Annotated in this window: 19 protein-coding genes and 1 pseudogene; 11 read left to right on the top strand and 9 right to left on the bottom strand. The window is 73.4% G+C overall.

All coding sequences use genetic code 11. From position 1 onward, the window contains the following. The first annotated feature begins 167 nt into the window (after positions 1-167). From BAY60_RS21840 to BAY60_RS21850, 3 genes are all read left to right on the top strand, one after another. A complete protein-coding gene (locus tag BAY60_RS21840; protein WP_112282920.1) occupies positions 168-761 on the top strand; it encodes an Rv1733c family protein in 594 nt (197 codons plus the stop codon). 44 nt (positions 762-805) lie between these two features. Continuing rightward, a complete protein-coding gene (locus BAY60_RS21845; RefSeq protein ID WP_112283520.1) occupies positions 806-1,372 on the top strand; it encodes a CBS domain-containing protein in 567 nt (188 codons plus the stop codon). Positions 1,373-1,654: 282 nt separating this feature from the next. Beyond that, positions 1,655-2,242 carry an Rv1733c family protein gene (locus tag BAY60_RS21850; RefSeq protein WP_112282921.1) on the top strand — a complete coding sequence of 196 codons (588 nt, stop codon included), beginning with the start codon at positions 1,655-1,657 and terminating at the stop codon, positions 2,240-2,242. Positions 2,243-2,288: 46 nt separating this feature from the next. On the opposite strand, the gene BAY60_RS21855 is transcribed toward BAY60_RS21850, so the two are convergent. Continuing rightward, complete coding sequence (locus BAY60_RS21855) at positions 2,289-2,900, bottom strand: DoxX family membrane protein (protein WP_112282922.1); 612 nt, start codon at positions 2,898-2,900, stop codon at positions 2,289-2,291. A gap of 199 nt (positions 2,901-3,099) precedes the next feature. Between BAY60_RS21855 and BAY60_RS21860 the strand changes: the two genes are divergently transcribed. Both BAY60_RS21860 and BAY60_RS21865 read left to right on the top strand, forming a co-directional pair. Continuing rightward, the gene (locus BAY60_RS21860; RefSeq protein WP_112282923.1) at positions 3,100-4,098 is read left to right on the top strand and encodes a zinc-binding alcohol dehydrogenase family protein; all 999 of its coding nucleotides are present in this window, start codon (positions 3,100-3,102) and stop codon (positions 4,096-4,098) included. Between the two features lie 73 nt (positions 4,099-4,171). Continuing rightward, positions 4,172-5,140: a DUF3048 domain-containing protein gene (locus tag BAY60_RS21865; RefSeq protein ID WP_112282924.1), complete on the top strand. Its 969-nt coding sequence runs from the start codon at positions 4,172-4,174 to the stop codon at positions 5,138-5,140. A gap of 6 nt (positions 5,141-5,146) precedes the next feature. Here BAY60_RS21865 and BAY60_RS38515 read toward each other — a convergent pair whose 3' ends face one another. From BAY60_RS38515 to BAY60_RS21875, 3 genes and pseudogenes are all read right to left on the bottom strand, one after another. After that, positions 5,147-5,470, bottom strand: a complete 324-nt coding sequence (locus BAY60_RS38515; RefSeq protein WP_342769788.1) for a P-loop nucleotide/nucleoside kinase family protein — start codon at positions 5,468-5,470, stop codon at positions 5,147-5,149. A 128-nt stretch (positions 5,471-5,598) separates the two neighbouring features. After that, positions 5,599-6,591 (bottom strand): annotated as a pseudogene (locus BAY60_RS38520) (AAA family ATPase); the annotation flags it as partial. Beyond that, on the bottom strand, positions 6,591-7,496 hold the full coding sequence (locus BAY60_RS21875) for a universal stress protein (protein ID WP_112282925.1): 906 nt from the start codon (positions 7,494-7,496) through the stop codon (positions 6,591-6,593). The gene BAY60_RS21875 and the pseudogene BAY60_RS38520, both read right to left, overlap by 1 nt. Before the next feature lie 136 nt (positions 7,497-7,632). On the opposite strand from BAY60_RS21875, the gene BAY60_RS21880 reads away from it, so the two are divergent. Both BAY60_RS21880 and sulP read left to right on the top strand, forming a co-directional pair. Further along, positions 7,633-8,757, top strand: coding sequence for a lycopene cyclase family protein (locus tag BAY60_RS21880; RefSeq protein ID WP_211330418.1), 1,125 nt, complete (start codon positions 7,633-7,635; stop codon positions 8,755-8,757). Further along, positions 8,750-10,516, top strand: a complete 1,767-nt coding sequence (gene sulP, locus BAY60_RS21885) for a sulfate permease (protein WP_245992744.1) — start codon at positions 8,750-8,752, stop codon at positions 10,514-10,516. Before BAY60_RS21880 ends, sulP begins: the two co-directional genes overlap by 8 nt. On the opposite strand, the gene gap is transcribed toward sulP, so the two are convergent. Continuing rightward, positions 10,506-11,507, bottom strand: coding sequence for a type I glyceraldehyde-3-phosphate dehydrogenase (gene gap / locus BAY60_RS21890; RefSeq protein WP_112282927.1), 1,002 nt, complete (start codon positions 11,505-11,507; stop codon positions 10,506-10,508). The two genes, sulP and gap, sit on opposite strands and share 11 nt — an antisense overlap. A gap of 109 nt (positions 11,508-11,616) precedes the next feature. On the opposite strand from gap, the gene BAY60_RS21895 reads away from it, so the two are divergent. Continuing rightward, complete coding sequence (locus tag BAY60_RS21895) at positions 11,617-14,304, top strand: HAD-IC family P-type ATPase (RefSeq protein WP_245992745.1); 2,688 nt, start codon at positions 11,617-11,619, stop codon at positions 14,302-14,304. A 783-nt stretch (positions 14,305-15,087) separates the two neighbouring features. Here BAY60_RS21895 and BAY60_RS21900 read toward each other — a convergent pair. Both BAY60_RS21900 and BAY60_RS21905 read right to left on the bottom strand, forming a co-directional pair. Further along, entirely contained in the window at positions 15,088-15,558 is a 471-nt protein-coding gene (locus tag BAY60_RS21900; protein ID WP_146771065.1) for a hypothetical protein, read from the bottom strand. 22 nt (positions 15,559-15,580) lie between these two features. Continuing rightward, a complete protein-coding gene (locus BAY60_RS21905) occupies positions 15,581-16,573 on the bottom strand; it encodes an Acg family FMN-binding oxidoreductase (protein WP_112282930.1) in 993 nt (330 codons plus the stop codon). A 136-nt stretch (positions 16,574-16,709) separates the two neighbouring features. Between BAY60_RS21905 and BAY60_RS21910 the strand changes: the two genes are divergently transcribed. The 3 genes from BAY60_RS21910 to BAY60_RS21920 all read left to right on the top strand — a co-directional run bounded on the left by BAY60_RS21910 (position 16,710) and on the right by BAY60_RS21920 (position 19,206). Beyond that, positions 16,710-17,612, top strand: coding sequence for a universal stress protein (locus BAY60_RS21910; protein WP_112282931.1), 903 nt, complete (start codon positions 16,710-16,712; stop codon positions 17,610-17,612). A gap of 62 nt (positions 17,613-17,674) precedes the next feature. Then, positions 17,675-18,604, top strand: a complete 930-nt coding sequence (locus BAY60_RS21915; protein ID WP_112282932.1) for a universal stress protein — start codon at positions 17,675-17,677, stop codon at positions 18,602-18,604. Then, complete coding sequence (locus BAY60_RS21920) at positions 18,604-19,206, top strand: CBS domain-containing protein (protein WP_112282933.1); 603 nt, start codon at positions 18,604-18,606, stop codon at positions 19,204-19,206. Before BAY60_RS21915 ends, BAY60_RS21920 begins: the two co-directional genes overlap by 1 nt. A 77-nt stretch (positions 19,207-19,283) precedes the next feature. Here BAY60_RS21920 and BAY60_RS21925 read toward each other — a convergent pair whose 3' ends face one another. Next, the gene (locus BAY60_RS21925) at positions 19,284-19,694 is read right to left on the bottom strand and encodes a CBS domain-containing protein (protein ID WP_112282934.1); all 411 of its coding nucleotides are present in this window, start codon (positions 19,692-19,694) and stop codon (positions 19,284-19,286) included. A 43-nt stretch (positions 19,695-19,737) separates the two neighbouring features. Continuing rightward, a complete protein-coding gene (locus tag BAY60_RS21930) occupies positions 19,738-20,199 on the bottom strand; it encodes a universal stress protein (RefSeq protein ID WP_112282935.1) in 462 nt (153 codons plus the stop codon). Positions 20,200-20,249: the final 50 nt, after the last annotated feature.

Here is a 20,249-nt window from a genome sequence, read left to right on the forward strand (position 1 = left end):
GCTCCTTTCCTCGGTCGTGAATCGCTGACACCACCGATGACACTCCGCTGCGCCACGCGCGCGTAGGGACCTCGGGCCGAGCCGGGCAGGACCAAAGACCCTTCGCGGCGTGGCGCCGTGGGCGCAGGCTCGGTCGCAGAAACCGGAGGCGGGAAGGGAAGCGGGCCATGGAACGGACGGCACGGCGGGCGTTGGGTGCGTGGCGGCGGGTGTGGCCCGGCGCCGGGCCTTTCGTGCGCCGGGAGGACCGGATCGACGCCGCCGCGCGGCTGACCGCTCTGGTGTGCGCGCTGCTGGCCGTTCCGCTCGCCGCGCTGCTCGGCTCGTCGGCGCACGCACGCCAGCTGGAGCTCTCCGCGGGGCAGCTGGCCGCGAGCCGGCCCGCGACGGCCACCGTGCTCGCCGACGCGCCGCGGCGCAGGATCTCCCCGGTGGCCAGCGGATCGCAGTGGGTCGACGTGCCCGTGCGCTGGCAGGTGGCCGGCGCCGAGAAGCGGGGCGTGCTCCGCGTGCTGGAGGGCACCACCGCGGGGAGCAGGCGGCAGATATGGCTCGACCGGGACGGCAACCTCACGGCGGTGCCCGTCACCGCGTCCGACGCGGCCAGGGTCGGTGTGGGGGTCGGCCTGGCCGGCTGGCTGGCGGCGGTGCTGACGCTCGCGTGCGGGTACGGCCTCGTGCGTGCCGGCACCGACCGGCGCCGTCTCGCGGCCTGGGGCCGTGAGTGGGAGCGGGTCTCGGGGGAGTGGAGCACAGCATGACCGGCCACAGTGGATCGAAGTGCCGGCCGGACGAGGAGGACATCATGCACGCAGCGGACATCATGACGCGACCGGTGGTGACGACGTCACCGGATGCTCACGTCACCGACGCGGTCGTGTTGCTGACCGAGGGCGGATTCGCGGGGCTGCCGGTGGTGAACGAGGACGACCAGGTGGTCGGCATCTTCACCGAGGCCGACGCGCTGCGCAACGGCAACGGCTCCGGCCAGGGTGCCGCCGCCCGCGTCCGGGACGTGATGACCACGCCGGTGGAGGTGGTGCGACCGGTCACCGAGGTGGCCGACATCGCCCGGCTGATGCTGCGGGACGGCATGCGCTGCCTGCCCGTCGTCGACGAGGGCGTGCTCGTGGGCGTCGTCAGCAGGCGCGACGTGCTGCGGCCGTTCGTGCGCCCGGACGACGCACTGGCCACGCACGTGCGGAAGGTGCTCGACGACTACGACGGCCACCGGGACCGGTGGCGGGTCGACGTCACCGGCGGCATCGCCACGGTGAGCGGCGTCTTCGCCGACGAGGCCGAGCGTCGCATCGTCGGCGCGCTGGTGCGCACCGTGCCCGGCGTGCTGCGCGCCGACCTGCAGCCCCTGTAGCGGCGGCCGTTCCCTCGGCTCCCGGCGCGGTTGTCACAGCTGTTACCTGGCCGTGCTCGCTGTGAAACGTGCCACTGCTAGCCGCCGCGCCTGCGTCGCCTCCGGCCGTGTTCCCGCACGTCACGGCCGCTGACGCCGCGCCGCGCCCGGCCTCGTTCGGGTGGCGCGGCGTCGTCGCGTGTTGAAACACCGGGCCGCCATGGCCGGATAATCGGGTGTACGCGCAGGCTGAGTCGACGGCAGCTCCGGCGAGAGCGCCGCGCTGAAGGGGGTCGGTGACGCATGGGTCCGTCCGGAGGCAGAGCGGCGCGGTTCTGGCGGTGGCTGCATCCCGGCCGCAACCCGCTCTCCCGGCCGGGAGACCGCCTCCAGGCCCGCCTGTTCGTGGTCCTGCTGCTGCTGGTGTTGCTGGCCGTTCCCGTCGCCGCCTCCGTCGGCAGCGAGACCTACGCGGGCCGGATGGAGGTCGCCGAGCGCGACGCCGACGCCAAGCACAGGGCGACCGCCGTGCTCCTGGCCGACGCGCCGGTGAGCATGGGCGTCGGGGAGCTGGAGACCACCCCGGTGCGGGCCCGCTGGCAGACCCCGGACGGCACCACGCGCACCGGTGAGGTCGCCGCCTACCGCGGCAGCACCACCGGATCGAGGATCCCCGTGTGGCTCGACGACGAGGGCAACCTCACCACGCCGCCGGTGACCACCGCGGCCGCGGCCACCGACGGCGTGAGCGTCGGCATCTCCGTGTGGCTCGCGGTGGCCGGCGTGTGCGCGGCGGTCTTCGCGGCCGTGCACGGCGTGCTGCACCGCCTGCGCCTCGCCCAGTGGGCCCGCGACTGGGCGAGGGTCGAACGCGAATGGACCCGGCACTGAGCCGGGCCCATTCGGCCGCACCGTGGCTGCCGGTGCTGCCGGGGATTCAGAGCAGCCAGCGGTTCTGGTTGACCATCGGCAGGTGCGCCCACTGGCGGCCGAAGCCCCACGTGTTGCCGGCGTACACGGCGGCCAGCACGATCAGCACCAGCGCGTAGAGGATGTGGTAGTCGAGGATCGGGTTGGTCGACATCGACGGCTCGCCCGCCTCGGTGAACCGGTCGAGCGGCCACTCCGCGGCCCACATCAGCAGCATCATCGCGGTGCCCGCCACGGCCGACAGCCGCAGCCCGACACCCAGCGTGACGGCGATGCCGATACCGAGCAGGCCCAGCATGAACAGCCAGTCGGCCCAGCCCGCGCCCGCCCACGAGCGCAGCGTCTCCGCGAACGGCCCGACCTCGACCCGGCTCAGGAAGCCCTCCGTCGGCGAGCCGCCGTTGATCCAGGCGGCCTCCGAGGCGGTGGCGTAGCCCCAGCCGAAAGTCTTGTCGAGAAACGCCCACAGAAACACCAGGCCGGTGGCGATCCGCAGCACGGCGATCAGCTTGCCGGCCGTGGTCGTCATGACCGCGCCGTGCTGCGGCGCGGTGTCGGACGCGGTGCGCGCGCCCAGCTGTCCGGCGTCGCCGATCCGCGGTCCCTCTTTGATGGACATGGTGCACTCCTTCTCCTGTACTTCCGCCTGACGTTGACGTCGAGTCCGAGTCTGTTGCCGTGGCGGGCGCGACACTGGAGTCGAAGTGCTCACGATGGCGGGGCGATGGTCACCGGCACCGCCGTGGCGCGGCGGCGTAGAAGTCGCATGAGGACGAACGACACGAGGGGAGACACCCATGAGCGGGCCCGCAGCGCGCATGCACGCGTGGCACGTCACCACGCCGGGGCCCATCGCCACCGGGCCGCTGACCTACCGGGACGACCCGGTGCCCGTCCCCGCGCCGGACGAGCTGCTGCTGCGGGTGCTGGTGTGTGGCGTGTGCCGCACGGACCTGCACGTAGCCGAGGGTGACCTGCCCGTGCACCGCCCCGGCGTCACCCCGGGGCACGAGGTGGTCGGCGAGATCGTCGCCCTCGGCGCGGAGGTCACCGCGGGTTTCGCCGCCGGCGACCGGGTGGGCGTGGCCTGGCTGCGCGGCACGTGCCGGCGGTGCCGGTACTGCACGCGCGGGGCCGAGAACCTGTGCCCGCACTCGACCTACACGGGCTGGGACGCCGACGGCGGCTACGCCGAGTACACCACGGTGCCCGCCGCCTACGCCCACCCGCTGCCCTCCGGCTACGCCGACGCGGAGCTGGCGCCACTGCTGTGCGCGGGCATCATCGGCTACCGCGCGCTGCGCCGCGCCGCGCTGCCGGCCCGCGGCAGCCTCGGCATCTACGGCTTCGGCGCGAGCGCGCACCTCGCCGCGCAGGTCACGCTGGCCGAGGGCGCCCGGGTGCACGTCATGACCCGCAGCGCCCAGGCCCGGCAGCTGGCGCGCGACCTCGGCGCGGCGTCGGTGCAGGGTGCCGCCGACCCGCCACCCGAGCCGCTGGACTCGGCCATCCTGTTCGCGCCCGTCGGCGACCTCGTTCCCCCCGCGCTCGCCGCGCTCGACCGGGGCGGCACGCTGTCGGTGGCCGGCATTCACCTCAGCGACATCCCGCCGCTGAACTACCAGCGCCACCTGTTCCAGGAACGCCAGCTGCGCAGCGTCACCGCCAACACCAGGGCCGACGCCCGCGAGTTCCTCGCCTTCGCCGCGCGGCACCGGCTGCACGTCACCACCACGCGCTACCCGCTCGACGGCGCGAGCCGGGCGCTGGCCGACCTGGCGGCCGATCGGGTGAACGGGGCTGCCGTGCTCGGCTGAATGCGGCCGATTGGCCGTGCCCTGCTCCCGGGTAGCACTGTTGTAGTGGACAGAGCCCGTGAGGAGGTGGCGCGTGCCGAGCAAGCCGATCCGCCAGCTGCTGGCCGCCGTCGGCGTGTTCGCCGTGGTCGGCGCCGGGGTGGCCGCGCTGCTGGTGTTCGGCGGCGAGGACGAGGCAGCGCGGCCACCACCGTCGCCGACCCGCACACCCTCCTCGTCGCCGAACCCGCCGCCGCCCCGCGACCCCGTCCTCGTCGTCAAGATCGACAACGTGCAGGCGGCGCGGCCCCACACGGGGCTCGCCGCGGCCGACGTCGTCTACGTCGAGCCGGTGGAGGGCGGGCTGACCCGGTTCGCCGCGGTCTACTCGTCGCGGCTACCGGGCGTCGCCGGACCGGTGCGCAGTGCCCGTGAGACCGATGCCGAGCTGCTGGCCCAGTACGGCAGGCCGACGCTGGCGTTCTCCGGCGCGGCGCCCGAGATCATGCCGGTGCTGCGCAAGGCGCCGCTGAGGATCGTCACCGAGCGCGGCAGGCCGGGCGCCTACTTCCGGGACGGGGCGCGGCCCCGGCCGCACAACCTGTTCGTCCGTCCGGAGCGGCTGCCGATGGGCCACGGGCCGGGGCCGCAGCGGGTGCTCGACCGCGGTCCCGCGCCACCCGGTGGAGCTCCCGTCGGCGAGCGCACGGTGCGCTACCGGGGAGCGTCCTACGGGTTCCGGTGGTCCGGGGATCGCTGGCTGGTGTCGCTGAACGGCACACCGTTGCGGTCGGCGGGCGCCGGGCAGGTGGGGGCGGCCACGGTCGTGGTGCAGCGCGTCGCGATCCGCGAGGGCCGCAGGGTCGCGGACTCGGCGGGCTCGATGTCGCCGGTCGCGAAGACGGTCGGCACGGGGCAGGCGAGCGTCCTGCGGGACGGCAAGGTCTACCCGGTGACGTGGTCGCGGCCCACGGCCCGGCACGGTACGACGTTCACCAAGCCCTCGGGCCAGCAGGTGCCGCTCGCGCCGGGGCGGGTGTGGGTGCTGCTCGTGCCGCGGTAGCCGCGCTCACGCGCTGAGCACGCGCAGGGCCGCGGCCAGGGACTCCTCCGGCGAGGTCGTGGTGTCCACGGTCGTGGCCTCCGGCCACACGTCGGCGTCGGCCGACATCGCCGCGGCGATTCTCGGGTCGGCGTCGGAGATCCCGCCGTGGCGGGAGCGGATGCGCCCGGCGGCCACCTCGGCCGGTGCCGCGCAGCGCAGCGCGACGAGTTCGCTGTGGACGGCCCGCGCGGCCTCGGCCGCCCTGGCCCGGTCGCCCGCGCGCACCCACGACGCGTCCAGCACCACCGACTCGCCCTGCGCCAGCAGCTCCCGCGCCCGGTGCAGCAGCTCAGCGTAGGTGCGCTCGCTGTGCTCGGGGCGTAGATGCCGCCCTGGTAGCCGGCCGCGGCGTGCTCGTGCGGCGAGCGGCCCGCGAGTTCCTTGCGCAGGCGGTCGCTGGCCAGCAGCACCGCGCCGAGCCGGTCGGCCACCCCGCCCGCGAGGGTCGACTTGCCCGTTCCCGGAAGCCCGCCGACCAGGATCAGCCGGGGCCGGCCCGTACGCAGGTGCTCCAGAGCCAGCCGGGCGTAGTCCCTGGCCTCGGCGGCGGAGTCGGCGTCGCCCTGGGTGGCCCGCAGGCAGGCGACCTTCGCGCGGACGAACGCCCGGTAGGCGACGTAGTGGTGGCGCAGCGACGCGGGAGCCGGATCGCCCGCGAACTCGGCGTAGCGCTCGAGCAGCCGCTCGGCGAGCCACGGTGCGCCGAGTCGTTCCAGGTCCATCGCCAGAAACGCGATGTCGTCGAGCCCGTCGAGCCAGCGCAGCCGGTCGTCGAACTCCAGGCAGTCGAGGACCCTGGGGCCGTCGTCGAGGCAGAAGATGTCGGCGGTGAGCAGGTCGCCGTGCCCGTCGAGCACCCGGCCCTCGGTGATGCGCCGCTCGAACAACGGCTCCCGCCCGGCCAGGAAGTCCAGCGTCAGCCGTTCGATCTCGGCGGCCTCTCCCGCGTCGAGCACGTCCAGCGGACGGACCTGGTCGAAGCTGTCGCGCCAGCGACCGCGGATGGCGTCCCTGCTGCCCTGTGCCGAGATCTCCTCGCCACGCTCGGCGCCACCGTGGAAGACGGCGACCATCCTGGCGAGCCGGTCGACGACGTGCGTGACGTCCTCACCGGACTTCACCAGCGTGGCCAGGCGCCGTTCCTGCGGCATCCTCCGCATCACGACGAGGAAGTCGGCCGGCTCCCCACCGTCCACACCGGACACCTCGGACACCCCGAGGTACACGTCGGGGGACAGCCGCCGGTTCAGCTCCACCTCGCGGTGGCAGGCGACGCGCCGCTTCTCGGGCGTGCTGAAGTCGAGGAATCCGAGGTCCACCGGTTTCTTCAGCTTGTACGCGCGGTCGCCGAGCAGGAACACCACGCCGATATGCGTTTCGTGCACCGCGGCGTAGGGCGGCGGCTCCATCAGTCGTTCCCGGGCTCGGGGCGCGCGATCATCACGGGGCACTCGGCGTTGTGGATGAGCGCCTGGCTCGTGGAGCCGAGGAGCATGCCGCGGAAGCCGCCGCGGCCCCTGCTGCCGACGACCACCAGCTGGGCCTTCGCGCTCCATTCCAGCAGTTCGTGCCGGGGGCGGTCCTTGACGAGCACCCGCTGCACGGCGACGTCGGGGTACTTCTCCCGCCAGCCGGCGAGCCGCTCGGCGAGCCTGCGCTCCTCGACGTCGCGCATGGGCTCCCAGTCGAAGTACATGCGCGCCTCGCTGAACACGTCCGCGTCGGCGTCGCTGAAGGTGTGCACCGCCACCAGGTCGACGCCACGGAAGCACGCCTCGTCGAAGGCGTAGCCGATGGCGCGCTCGGACAGGGGGCTGCCGTCGATGCCGACCACCACGGGCCGCCGGTCGTCGGCGGGCACCTGCGGGTAGTCGCCGCGCACCGACACCACCGGGCAGTGCGCGTGTGTCACCAGCGCCAGCGTGGTGGAGCCGATCAGCAGGCCGGCCAGGCCGGTGTGGCCGGAGGAGCCGAGCACCATCATCCTGGCCGACCTCGACGCGTGGATCAGGGTCGGGATCGGCGGGTCGGACTCGAACCGGGTGTGGATGTCGATGTCGCCGGCCTCCTGCGCGACGCGGCGCGCGGTGTGCAGGAACTCCCAGCGCTGTTTGCGCTGCTCCTCGACGAACGACTCCGGCGGGGGAATGCTCTCGCCCACATAGAGGTCGGGGAAGCCGGCGGCATGCACGAGGTGCAGCGGCGCGTGGTGACGGGCCGCGGTGTCGGCGGCCCAGCGGACGGCGCGCAGCGACGCCTCCGTGCTGTCCACACCGACGACGATCGGTGCGTTGCCCTGGCTGGCGGTGGTCATGGCCTCTCCTGGGTCGTGGTGTTCCTTTCTTCCCACGGTAGGTCTGCGCGCACCGGTGCGCCGGGGTCGTTCGTCCCCTCGTCACGCGCCGGTGTGCCCTGGCGGGCGGGGCCGCTGGGATGTTGATGTCGTCGGTGTGACGATCGTGATCGCCGGGGGCGGGCTGAGCGGGCTGTCGCTGGCCGCCCACCTGACGCGCCAGCCGCCCGCGGAGCCGGTGCTGCTCGTCGACGACGGCAGTAGACCGGTCACCGGCGCGGGCTGGGCGTGGTGGTCCGAGCGCCCGGGGCTGCTCGACGGCGCGGCGTGCCGCAGCTTCGACCACGTGCGGGTGCATGCGGGCGGGCGGGAGCGCGTGCTCGGACTCGGCCGCTACCGCTACCGCTACGCACGCGGCGCCGACCTCGCCGCCGCCGTCGGCAGGCTGACGCGGGCCGTGCCGGATTTCGCCGCGCGCCGCGGTCACGTCGAGGCCATCACTTCCGACGCAGGCAGGGCCCGCGTCCTGGTCGACGGGACGCCCATCGCCGCCACCTGGGTGTTCGACAGCGTGCTCGGCCCCGGCGAGCGGCCCCGGGAGGACGCGCGGCTGGTGTTCCGCGGCTGGCATGTCCGCACCGAGCGGCCCGCCTTCGACCCGGAGGTGCCCACGTTGTTCGATTTCCGCACCGCCCAGGACGGCGCGGCGAGCTTCGTGTACGTGCTGCCTTTCGGCGAGCGGCACGCGCTCGTCGAGCACACCGCGTTCGCGCCGCCAGGCACCACCGCCGACGTCCCCGCGCAGCGGGCGGCGCTCGCCGAGTACCTCACCGGGGTGCTCCGGGCGGGCGCCTACCACGTCGTGGGCGAGGAGGGCGCCGCGTTGCCGTTGTCGGCCGCGCCCGTGCGCCGCAGGCACGGTGCCGTGCTCACGATCGGCACCGAGGCCGGCCTGGTCAAGGCCAGCACCGGCTACGCCTATGAGCGCATCCAGCAGGACAGTGCCGCGATCGCGCGGTCGCTGGCCGTCCACGGCCATCCGTTCGCCCTGCCGAGGCCCAGGCCCCGGCACCGGCTGTTCGACGGCGCGCTCCTCGACGTCGTCACCCGCCACGCGGGCCAGCTGGAGAAGGCGTTCGCCGCGTTGTTCGACCGCACCTCGGCCGAGCCGGTGCTGCGTTTCCTGGACGAGCGGACGTCGGTGGCGGAGGAGGCCGCGCTGTTCGCCTCGATGCCCGCGCCCGCCTACGTGGCGGCGGTCGCGAGGAGGATGCGTGCGTAGTCGCGATGTGACCCGATGGCTGCCCGGACTGGTGCAGTACCGCGGCTACCGGCGCGCGTGGCTGCGCGGCGACCTGCTCGCGGGGGTGACCGTGGCCGCGTATCTGGTGCCGCAGGTGATGGCCTATGCCGACGTGGCGGGGCTGCCGCCGGTGGCCGGGTTGTGGGCGGTGGTGGGACCGCTCGCCGTGTACGGGCTGATCGGCTCGTCGCGGCAGCTGTCGGTGGGCCCCGAGTCCACGACCGCGCTGATGACCGCCGTGGCCCTGGCACCACTGGCCGCGGGTGACCCGGCGCGGTACGGGGCCCTGGCCACGCTGCTGGCGCTGCTGGTGGGTGTCCTGTGCCTGCTCGGCGCTCTCGCGCGCCTCGGTTTCCTCGCCGATCTGCTGTCCCGGCCGGTGCTGGTCGGCTACCTGACCGGCATCGCCGGGATGATGATCGTCAGCCAGCTGGGCACGGTGACCGGGGTACCGGTCAGCGGCGACGGGTTCCTGCCCGAGCTGGGCTCGTTCCTGGCCGGCGTGCATCGGGTGCACTGGCAGACGCTCGCCCTCGCGGCCGGGGTGCTGGCGCTGCTGCTGGTCCTGGCCCGGCTCGTGCCACGGAGCCCGGGCCCCCTGGTGGGCATTCTGGCCGCCACCGTGGTCGTTGCCGCCTTCTCCTTGCGGCAGGCGGGTATCGCCGTCGTCGGGGAGGTCCCGCGCGGGCTGCCGGTGCCGGGCCTGCCGGAGCTCGCGCTCGGCGACCTGGCCGAGCTGTTGCTGCCCGCTGTCGGCATCGCCATCGTCGGATTCTCGGACAACGTGCTCACCGCCCGCGCGTTCGGCAGCCGCCGCGGCGAGACGGTCAACGCCAACCAGGAGTTCGCCGCCCTCGGCGTGGCCAACGTGACGTCCGCGCTGCTGCGCGGCTTCCCGGTGAGCAGCAGCGGCAGCCGCACCGTGCTCGGCGACGCCGTGGGCAGCCGCACCCAGTTGCACGCGCTCGCCGCGCTGGCGATGGTGCTGCTGACCCTGCTGGTGGCGGGCCCGGTGCTCGCCGCGTTCCCGACGGCCGCGCTCGGCGCCATCGTGGTGTACGCGGCACTGCGGCTCGTGGATGTCGGCGAGTTCACCCGGATCGCGCGGTTCCGCCGCAGCGAGCTGCTGCTGGCACTGGCGACCACCGCCGCCGTGCTCGGGCTCGGCGTGCTGTACGGCGTGCTCGCCGCCGTCGGTCTCTCCATTCTGGACCTGCTGCGCCGCGTGGCCCGGCCCCACGACGGGATTCTCGGCTACGTGCAGGGCGTGGCGGGCATGCACGACGTGGACGACTATCCGTCCGCCCGCTGGGTGCCCGGGCTGGTGATCTACCGCTACGACGCGCCATTGTGCTTCGTCAACGCCGAGGACTTCCGGCGCAGGGCGCTGCAGTCGTTGGAGGTGCCCGGCGGCGACGTGGAGTGGCTGCTGCTCAACGTCGAGGCCATGGTGGGCGTCGACAGCACCGGCATCGAGGCCCTGCGGGCCCTGCACGCCGAGCTGCGCGAGCGTGGTGTGACGCTCGCGCTGGCCCGGGTGAAGCAGGACTTGCGGGACGACCTCTCCCGTGCGGGTCTCGTCGCCGAGATCGGCCAGGACCGGCTGTTTCTGACGCTGCCGACCGCGGTCGTGACCTACCTGCGGGAGTACGCCGCGCGACACGGCCGCCTCCCCGACGGCGTGGTGCTGCCGGAGCCGTCGACGCAGGCCGTGCGGCCTCGCGACGTCAGCGGCTGACGAGTGCGGCGAGGTCGATCATCCGGTTGGCGTAGCCCCATTCGTTGTCGTACCAGCCGAACACCTTCACGACGTTCTCGGTGGCCTTGGTCAGCCCGGCGTCGAACACGCACGAGGCGGGGTCGCCGATGATGTCGCGGGACACGACCGGGGCGTCGGTGTAGCGCAGGACGTCCTTGAGGTATCCGGCGGCCGCGTCGGCGAACGCCCGGTTGACCTGCCCGACGGTCACCGGCGTGTCCAGCTCCACCGTCAGGTCGGTCAGGGACCCGTCCTCCACCGGCACCCGCACGGAGATCCCGTCCAGCTTGCCGGACAGCTCCGGCAGGACCAGCCCCACCGACCGCGCGGCACCCGTGGTGGTGGGTACCAGGTTCACCGCGGCGGAGCGTGCCCGGCGCAGGTCCTTGTGCGGCTGGTCGAGCAGGGACTGGTCGTTGGTGTAGCTGTGGATCGTGGTCATCAGGCCACGCCGCACGCCGAACGCCCGGTGCAGCACCTGCACCATCGGCGCCACGCAGTTCGTGGTGCACGAGGCACCGGAGATCACGTCGTGGCGGGCGGGGTCGTAGTCGTCGTCGTTGACGCCCATCACGATCGTGGCGTCGACACCCTTGCCGGGTGCGGAGATGATGACCTTGTCCGCGCCGGCGGCCAGGTGTGCCGAGGCCGCCTCGCGCGTCCGGAACCGGCCGGTGGCCTCGATGACGACGTCGACGTCCTGCTCCGCCCAGTTCAGCTGGGACGGGTCTGCCGCGTTGCTGACGTGAATGTGGTGGTTGCCGACGCTGATCACCTGGTCGTGCACGCTGACCGGGCCGGGCAGGGTGCCGTAGGTGGAGTCGTACTCCAGCAGGTACGCCAGCGTGCGTGGGTCCGCCACGTCGTTGACGGCCACCACCTCGATCGGGTTGTCGGCGCGCGCCAGGGCGCTGCGCACGATGTCGCGGCCGATCCGGCCGAATCCGTTGATGCCTACCAGTACAGTCATGCCGCGATGCTGCGCGTGTGCTCCCGCGCCGGGACAGGGCCGAAGTGCCCCAGGGGCGGTGACCAACGATCACTGGCCGCAGTGCGGGTTCCCGGGTGGACTGGAGAACGTGCCTACCACCGAGCGAACAGAGCAGGTCAGCTCGCACCACGACCTTCCGGTGCACGAGGTGGTGCTGCTGCTGGAAACCGATCCGGCAGCCGGGTTGAGCGAGCCGCAGGCGCGGGACCGCAGGAGCAGGTTCGGCCCCAACACCCTGCCGCAGACACGCAGCGCGGGCCCGCTGCTGCGCCTGCTCCGGCAGCTGCACCACCCGCTGATCTACGTCCTGCTGGTGTCCGGCGTAGTGACCCTCGTGCTCGGCGAGCGGGTCGACTCCACGGTGATCTTCGGGGTCGTGGTCGTCAACATGATCGTCGGGTTCGTGCAGGAGTCCCGTGCCGAGGCAGCGCTCGACGCGTTGCGCGCCATGGTGCGCACGGAGGCGAAGGTCATCCGCGACGGCACACAGCGCACCGTGCCTTCGGCGGATCTCGTGCCCGGCGACCTGGTGGTGGTCGAGGCGGGCGACCGGGTTCCCGCCGATCTGCGGCTGGTGCGGCCCGCCGAGCTCGCCGTCGACGAGTCCGCGCTCACCGGCGAGTCGCTGCCGGTGACCAAGGACGAGGCGGTCCTGCCCCCGGCCACCGCGGTGGCCGATCGGCACAACATGCTGCACTCGGGCACGCTCGTCACCAGCGGCACCGGGGTCGGCATCGCGGTGGCCACCGGTGCGGAGACCGAGCTGGGGGAGATCCACCGGCTCGTGGGCAGCGCCGACTCCCTCGAGACGCCGCTGACGCGCAAACTGGCCTGGTTCAGCAAGGTGCTCACGGTGGTGATCCTCGCGCTCGCGGCCGTCTCGTTCGGCGTCGGCGTGGCCAGGGGTGAGAGCCCCGTGGAGATGTTCACGGCGGCGGTGGCGCTCGCGGTGGGTGCCATCCCCGAGGGACTGCCCGCCGCCATCACGATCACGCTGGCCATCGGAGTCGCCAGGATGGCCCGCCGCCAGGCGGTGATCCGCAGGCTGCCCGCCGTGGAGACGCTCGGTGGCACCACGGTGATCTGCACCGACAAGACGGGCACGCTGACGGAGAACCAGATGACCGTGTGTGCCGTGTGGACTCCGGGTGGGTCGTACGAGGTGAGCGGCGCGGGCTACGCCGCGGACGGCGCCGTCCTGAGCGAGGAGGGGACGGTGATGACCGCGGAGGCGGCACCCGCTCCGCTGCGCTCCACGCTGCTCGCGGGCGCCGCCTGCAACGACGCCGCGCTGACCAGCCGGGACGGGCGCGTCGAGGTGGTCGGCGACCCGACCGAGGGAGCGATGCTGGTGCTGGCGCGCAAGGCCGCGCTGGCCGGTGTTCCGGCGCGGGTGGCGACCATCCCGTTCAGTTCCGAGCGCCAGTACATGGCGACGTTGCACGAGGACACCGGTAGCTACGTCGTGTTCGCCAAGGGCGCGGTGGAGCGGATTCTCGGGTTGTGCACGGCGCAGCTCGGGCCGGACGGCGTCACCCGGCCGCTGGATGCCGCCGCGGTGCAGCGGGAGGCCGAGACCCTGGCCGCGCAGGGCTTGCGCGTCCTCGCGACGGCCATGACCCGGGTCGGCGACTGCGGGGCCTTCACCGAGGACGCTCTGCGCGGGACTCTGGTGTTCACCGGCCTGCAGGCGATGCTGGACCCGCCGAGGCCGGCCGCGGCCGCGGCCGTCCGATCGTGCCGCGACGCGGGGATCGCCGTGAAGATGATCACCGGTGACCACGCCGCCACGGCCACGGCCATCGCCCGCAGGCTCGGCCTGCTCGACGTCGGCGGCGGGGTGTTGACCGGCGCCGAGCTCGCCGCACTCCGCGACGAGGAGTTCCCGGCGGCCATCGAGCGGACGGCGGTGTTCGCCCGCGTGTCGCCGGAACAGAAGCTGCGGCTCGTGGAGGCACTGCAGGCTCGCGGCGATGTGGTCGCGATGACTGGTGACGGCGTCAACGACGCACCCGCGCTGCGCCAGGCCGACATCGGTGTCGCCATGGGCAAGAGCGGCACCGAGGTCGCCAAGGAAGCCGGTGACATGGTGCTGACCGACGACGACTTCGCCACGATCGAGGCCGCCGTCGAGGAGGGCCGGGGCGTTTTCGACAACCTCACGAAGTTCATCGTGTGGACGCTGCCCACGAACATGGCCGAGGGGCTGGTGATCCTCGCCGCGATCCTGGTGGGCTCGGCGCTGCCGATCCTGCCCACGCAGATTCTCTGGATCAACATGACCACCGCCGTCGCGCTCGGCCTGATGCTCGCGTTCGAGCCGAAGGAGCGCGGGATCATGCTGCGAGCCCCGCGCGACCCGCACCGGGCGCTGCTGACCCGCGGGCTGATGCTGCGCATCGGGCTCGTCTCGGCGCTGCTCGTGGGCGGTTCCTGGTGGATGTTCCAGTGGGAGCTCGGGGCCGGTGCCAGCCTGGAGCAGGCGCGGACGGCGGCGTTGAACCTGTTCGTGATGGTCGAGCTGTTCTACCTGTTCAGCTGCCGCTCGCTGACGCGCTCGATGTGGCGGATCGGCCTGTTCAGCAATCGCTGGATCCTCGGGGGTGTCACGTTCCAGATCCTCGGGCAGCTCGCGATCACGTATGTGCCCGTGATGCAGCGCCTGTTCGAGACCGCGCCGATCGGTACCGACACGTGGCTGCGCGTGCTCGGGGTGGCGTTGTTGGCCTCGCTGGTCGTGGCGATCGACAAGCGCCTGCGCCGCGAGATTCTGTGAGGTGCCCTCGCGCCGACGGCAGGTCGTCATGGGGCGGCCTCGGTCCTCCGGACTGCGTTGCCGCGGAGTGTCCCGGTGTCGCGCCAGGGTGAGGGTGGGGGCCGGGGGCGGTGCTGCCACGCCTCGACGATGCCGTGGGTCGTGTTGCGCAGGGGTCTTCGTCCGGGGTCCAAGCGTGCAGGGGGCAGGCCGCTGTTCGCGGGTGCGCCAGTCCGGGTGGCCCTCGGTATCGGCCGGGCGGGGTGTCGCGAGCGGCCCGAACAGCCCCTCCAGGGTGGTGGCGGTCTCCGGGTCGAGGAAGCCGGAGAAGACCATCTCCCCGCGGCGGTTGCGGCGGTAGCGAAACGCCCGCTGCGGCTCCGGCGGGTCGGCCGGCGGCCGATCGTCGGTCTGCCAGCAGGCGATCAGCCTCCGCCCCGCGGCCCGCACCGCCTCCGGCCGCGCCTGCACCGCCAGCTCCAGCAGAATCCGCTCCGCCTCGACCCGCTCCTGGTGCGACAGGGATTCCGGGCAGCGGGTGAACACCCGCCCGATCTCCCGCACCTGCTCCACCCCGACCCGCCCGACCGCCAGCGCCACCTCCTGCCCGACCAGGGCCGCGGCCAGCTCCCCGTCGGACACACGCCACCCCTCAACCGAGGCGGCGCTGGCGCTGGTGGTGATGGCAGTCGATGTCTGGGACACCTCACCATGGTAGCGCGATACTCGAACATATGTTCGTACACGATCGAGTGGTGCTGCGGTCAGCGCCGGCCTTGCGTGACAGTGCCGCGGCGAGGCGATCTACAGCGCTGCCAGCTCGAAGGTCGCCGAGGGGGTGTCGCGGCCACAGGTCCGGGCCATGTGCCACGCCAGGTGTCCCACACCGCCGCGTGCGGCGGGCAGGCGTGTCCTTCCGATCGCCAGGTAGCCCTCCGGTGCCGAGCTCACGGCGCTCGGCGCGGCGGCGAGCACCGCGATGCCGAACGCCAGCACGTCGGCGCGCAGGTCGTCGTCGAGGTCGTCGGCCAGGCCGAGCAGCCCGCTCCCCGAGGTCGCGCCCACGGTGCCAGCGAGCCCAGGGCAGGCGTCGGCAGGCACGTCGAACACCTGGATGCCCGCCTGCAGGGCCACCGCGCACAGCCGCGCGGCGGGAGTCGTCAGCAGCGGATCGTCCAGCGGACTGTCCCCGCCCGCGCCGGTGACTCCGGGCCGCATGCCGATACCGCACACCGGGCAGGGCCTGAGTCCGGCTGTCTTCTGTCGTTCGTTCATCGCGAGCTCCCTGACTCCGCGTTCAGTCGGCGAGACCGTGCACGACGTCGGCCAACGGCCGGCGAGGCGTCGCCGGCAGGGGGTCGGCGTTCACGGCTGCCCAGCCGACCCGCACGATCATCTGCGGGTAGCTGCCGTCACCGAGCACCTCGGTGCGGACAAGCTCCCGGGTACCCACCAACTCCAGGGGTTCAGTCAGCGGACAGCAGGCCAATCCGAGCTGGGTGGCCGTGAGGAGCACGTCGCTGGTCGCCTCACCCGCGCGCAGCTGTGACATGCGGTCGTCGGAGGCCGTGCCCAGCACCAGCAGCACGGAGACGTCCTCCTCGGACAGGGAGCCCTCCGGCTGTGCCAGCCTCGGGTCACTGAAGCGCCGGGTCGCGGGCTCGTCCAGCAGCCTGGTGGGCGCGGTCGCACTGCGAGCGGGCACGCCCTCGGGCGAATCGTGCCTGCCGCTCCAGACGGCGAGTTCCATGAGGTACGACGAGTCGGCCTCGTGGGTCCGTGCCGCGGTGGAGATCGCCTCCAGCAGCCGGTATCGGGCCTGCGGCTCGGTGATGGCCTCCAGCACGGCGCCTTCGGCCGCGGCACGCTCGGCCAGCCGGCTGATCCGCGACGTGGGCACGTGCCACGAGCTGTAGCGGCGCCGGTCGGTCCTGCGGCGGGGGATCGCCGCGGCCGCGGCGACGTCCTCCGCGGCGGTCTCGCGCCGGGACAGCTCCACCGCCGCGAGATGATCCGGCTCGGCGGGGTTGGGCAGCCGGTGCACCCGGCACGACCAGCCGAGGGCGGCCAGCCCGACGCGCAGGTGATGCAGCGCCGCGCCACAGCTGAGCAGCAGATCGCGGCCCTCGGGGTCCGTCTGCGGCAGCTGCCTGCTGCGGTCGGCGTCGAGGTGGATCGTGCGGTCGCCGACCCGCCACAGCCACGGCTGCGAGTTGTGCACCGACGGTGCGCGAGTGGCCAGCGCCAGCGCGGCCCGGATCGTCGGCTCGTCGGGAAGTCCTCGTGTCATGCCAGTCACGATGCGCCGCGCGCGGTCCCGCGGATAAGGGCTGTAGGTACCCGGGCGGGAAGGACTTCCGGCCCACGCGCGAGAGGGCCCGGCGCGGCCACCATGGAGTCAGTGATCGGGACAGGAGGACGACGACATGACCGCGACCGGTAACGCCCCGATTCTCGTCGGCGTGGACGGCTCCCTCTCGGCGCTGCACGCCACGGAGTGGGCGGCGCGGGCCGCGGCACTCCGGCACGCGCCGCTCACCCTGGTGGCGACGATGGCGACCCCGGCTCCGTACGGCGCCGGAGTCGGCCTTCCGCCGACCTACTTCGACGACCTGGAGCAGGAGGGCAGGCGCCGCCTCGGCGAGGCCGCCGACGCGGCCAAGCACGCCGCGGGTGAGGCCGCCGGCCTCGTCATCCACACCGAGTACCACCTGGGCAACCCCGTTCCCGTGCTGCGGGATCGCGCCAAGGCGGCTCGGATGCTCGTGCTGGGTACGCGCGGCCTCGGCGAGTTCACCGGCACCTTCGTCGGCTCCACCGCCGTGTCGCTCGTGTCGCACGGGTCCTGTCCCGTCGTCGTGGTGCGCGGCAGCGGACCCGACGCCCGGCCACCCGCCGACGGCCCGGTGGTGGTCGGTGTCGACGGCTCGCCCGCGAGCGAGGGGGCCGTCGCGGCCGCGTTCGAGGAAGCCGCTCTGCGGGGCGCCCGGCTCGTCGCGGTGCACGCCTGGAGTGACGCCGCCGTGTCCAGCATGTTCGGCGTGCCGGAGGTCCCCTGGGACGAGATCGAGACCAGCGAGCGTGTCGTGCTGGCCGAGCGCCTCGCCGGATGGCAGGAGCGCTACCCCGAGGTGGACGTCGAGCGCGTCGTCACACAGGACCGCCCGGTGCGCAGCCTGCTGCACCACGCCGCACAGGCACAGCTGCTGGTCGTCGGCAGCCGGGGCCGCGGCGGGTTCAGCGGCATGCTGCTCGGCTCCACGAGCAACGCGCTCGTCTACACGGCTCCCTGCCCGCTGCTCGTCATGCGCGGGCGCAGGGACGGATGACCCGGCGTTTGCCCGGTCCCGAACACGGGAAAAACCCACAGGAAGGCAAAGGAGACAAGGACATGAGCAAGATCGTCGCGGGTGTGGACGGCTCCCCATCAGCCGTGAATGCGGCGGTATGGGCCGCGACCGAGGCCGCCCAGCGCCGGGAGACGCTCCGGCTCGTGCACGCCTTCGTGGTGCCCGTGCATGGCTACCCGGGGTTCCTGACGACCTTCCCCGAACTGCGGGAGGGGCTGCGGCACCAGGGGCGCACCTGGCTGGACGAGGCGAAGGCCGCCGCCGAGCAGGCGGCGCCCGGCGTCGAGGTGGAGACCGAACTCGTCGAGGGGGAGGCCATCGCCACCCTGTTGCACGAGTCGCGCCAGGCCAGGGCGGTCGTGCTCGGCTCGCGGGGTCTCGGCGGCTTCACCGGCATGCTCGTCGGTTCGGTCGCGGTGGGACTCGCCGCGCACGGCCACTCGCCCGTCATCGTGGTGCGCGGGCCCCGGCCCGACGACGCGCCTCCCACCGAAGGGCCCGTCGTGGTCGGCGTGGACACCTCCGACGCCAGCAACGCCGCGCTGAGCTTCGCGTTCGAGGAGGCCGCGATCCGCGGCGTGGGCGTGGTCGCCCTGCACACCTGGAACGACGTGACCCTGGAGGCGACCGTGCGGATGTACCCACTGACGGTCGACCCCGCCGACATCGACGCCGAGGCGAAGGCCGTGCTCGACACCCAGGTGGCCGTCTGGCAGGAGAAGTATCCCGACGTGCCCGTGGAGACCGTGGTGACCCGCGGCCGTCCGGTGCGCACCTTGCTGGAGCGCGGCGAGCACGCGCAGCTGATCGTGGTCGGCAGCAGGGGCCGCGGCGGGTTCAAGGGCATGCTGCTCGGCTCGACGAGCCAGGCGCTGGTGACCCACGCGCCCTGCCCGGTGGCCGTGGTGCGCGGGGACGGCGAGCAGGCAGGCGTGGTCGCGCAGGCCCGGCAGGGGGACGAGGTCAGCTGATGCGCGCTGACGAGGTGATGACGAGGCCGGTGATCACCGTGCTGCCGGAGACGCCGGTCAGGCGGGCGGCCACGTTGCTCGCCGAGCACGGGTTCACGGCGCTGCCGGTCGTCGACACCGACGACCGGCTCGTCGGGATCGTCACCGAGGCCGACCTGGTGCGCGACCGCGTGCCCCCGGACGCGCGTTCCGGCGGTGCGGGCGGGCGCGCGGCGCCGCCGTCGACCGTGGGCGAGGTGATGACCAGCCCGGCCGTGTCGATGAGGCCGGGCGCGGACCTGGCGGACCTGGTGTCCGCGTTGCTGGACGGCCACTTCCGGGCAATGCCCATTGTGGATGGTCACCAGCGGCTGGCGGGCATCGTCACCCGCCGCGACGTGGTGCGTGCGCTGTCGCGCGACGACGCCACGATCGCCAGGGACGTCCGGCGCAGGCTCATGATCTACGGCGGCGCCGACCGGTGGACCGTGGACGTGCGCGACGGCGTGGCGACCATCTTCGACGAGTACGACAACGCGACCGACCGGCACGTGGCGACGCTGCTGGCGGAGTCGGTGCCGGGTGTCACGCACGCGGAGACCACCTACCGCGCAGGCGAGTGAGCAGTCGAGCGCAGGACTCGCGGGCCTGAACGCAGGACTCGCGGGTCTGAGTGCAGGACTCGCGGGCTGGTGGTGGGTCAGCGGTGGGTCAGCAGGGCCACGAGGTCGCGCCAGCTGACGATGCCGACCACCTGGCCGCCGGCCACGACGGGCACGCACCGCCTGCCCGCCTCGAGCATCACGGCCGCCACCACCGGCACCTCGTCGTCGGGGCCCACCGCCGTCGCGTGCGGCGCCATCAGGTCGGCCACGGTGCGCTCCCCGGCCAGCAGGACGCCGTCCTCGGGCGTGCTGCCGCGTCCGGTCTGGGACGCGAAGTACGACCGCGCGAGGTCGGCCTCGGTCACCAGCCCGAGGAGCCGTCCGTGCCGGTCGAGCACGGGCAGTGTGGTGAAGCCGTGTTCCCGCATCACCGCCGCCGCCTCCGCGGGGGAGGCGTCGGCGGTGATGGCGACGACCGGGCTGCTCATGACGTCGCGGATGCGCATGATGGGCTCGCCTTCTCCTTGAAGTCCTCGGGTCGTCTCCGGATCAGCCCGCCAGCCCGGCGGGGATGACCACCACCGGGCACCGGGCGTGCCGCACGCACTCGGCGGAGACGCTGCCCAGCAGGATCTCGGCGAGCGCGCCGTGCCGGTGCGGTCCCAGCACCAGCAGGTCCGCCTCCGCGGACGCCTTGATCAGCTCGCTGGCCGGGTCGCCCGCGACGACCGTCTGCTCCACGGCCACCCCGGGCTCGGCGGCGGCCGTGACGGCGCCGCGCAGGTACTCCCGCGCCCCGGCCTCGTCGGTGACCGGCCTGCGGCCGTGTGGCTGGAAGGCGAACGAGGTGCCCGGCAGCAGGTCGTCCGGCTCGCGCACGGCGATCGCCCGTACCCGCCCGCCGTGCCGTGCGGCCTCGGTGACGGCCCAGCGCAGGGCCTGCTCGGCGGACGCAGAGCCATCGACGCCGACGACGATCGTGCGCCCGTTGTCCTGTGCGGTGTCCGACATGGTGTTCTCCCGGAGAAGGTCGCTGTGGTCCGGCTTCGATGCTCCGCCGC

Source organism: Prauserella muralis (assembly GCF_003202285.1).
Taxonomy (GTDB): domain Bacteria; phylum Actinomycetota; class Actinomycetes; order Mycobacteriales; family Pseudonocardiaceae; genus Prauserella_B; species Prauserella_B muralis.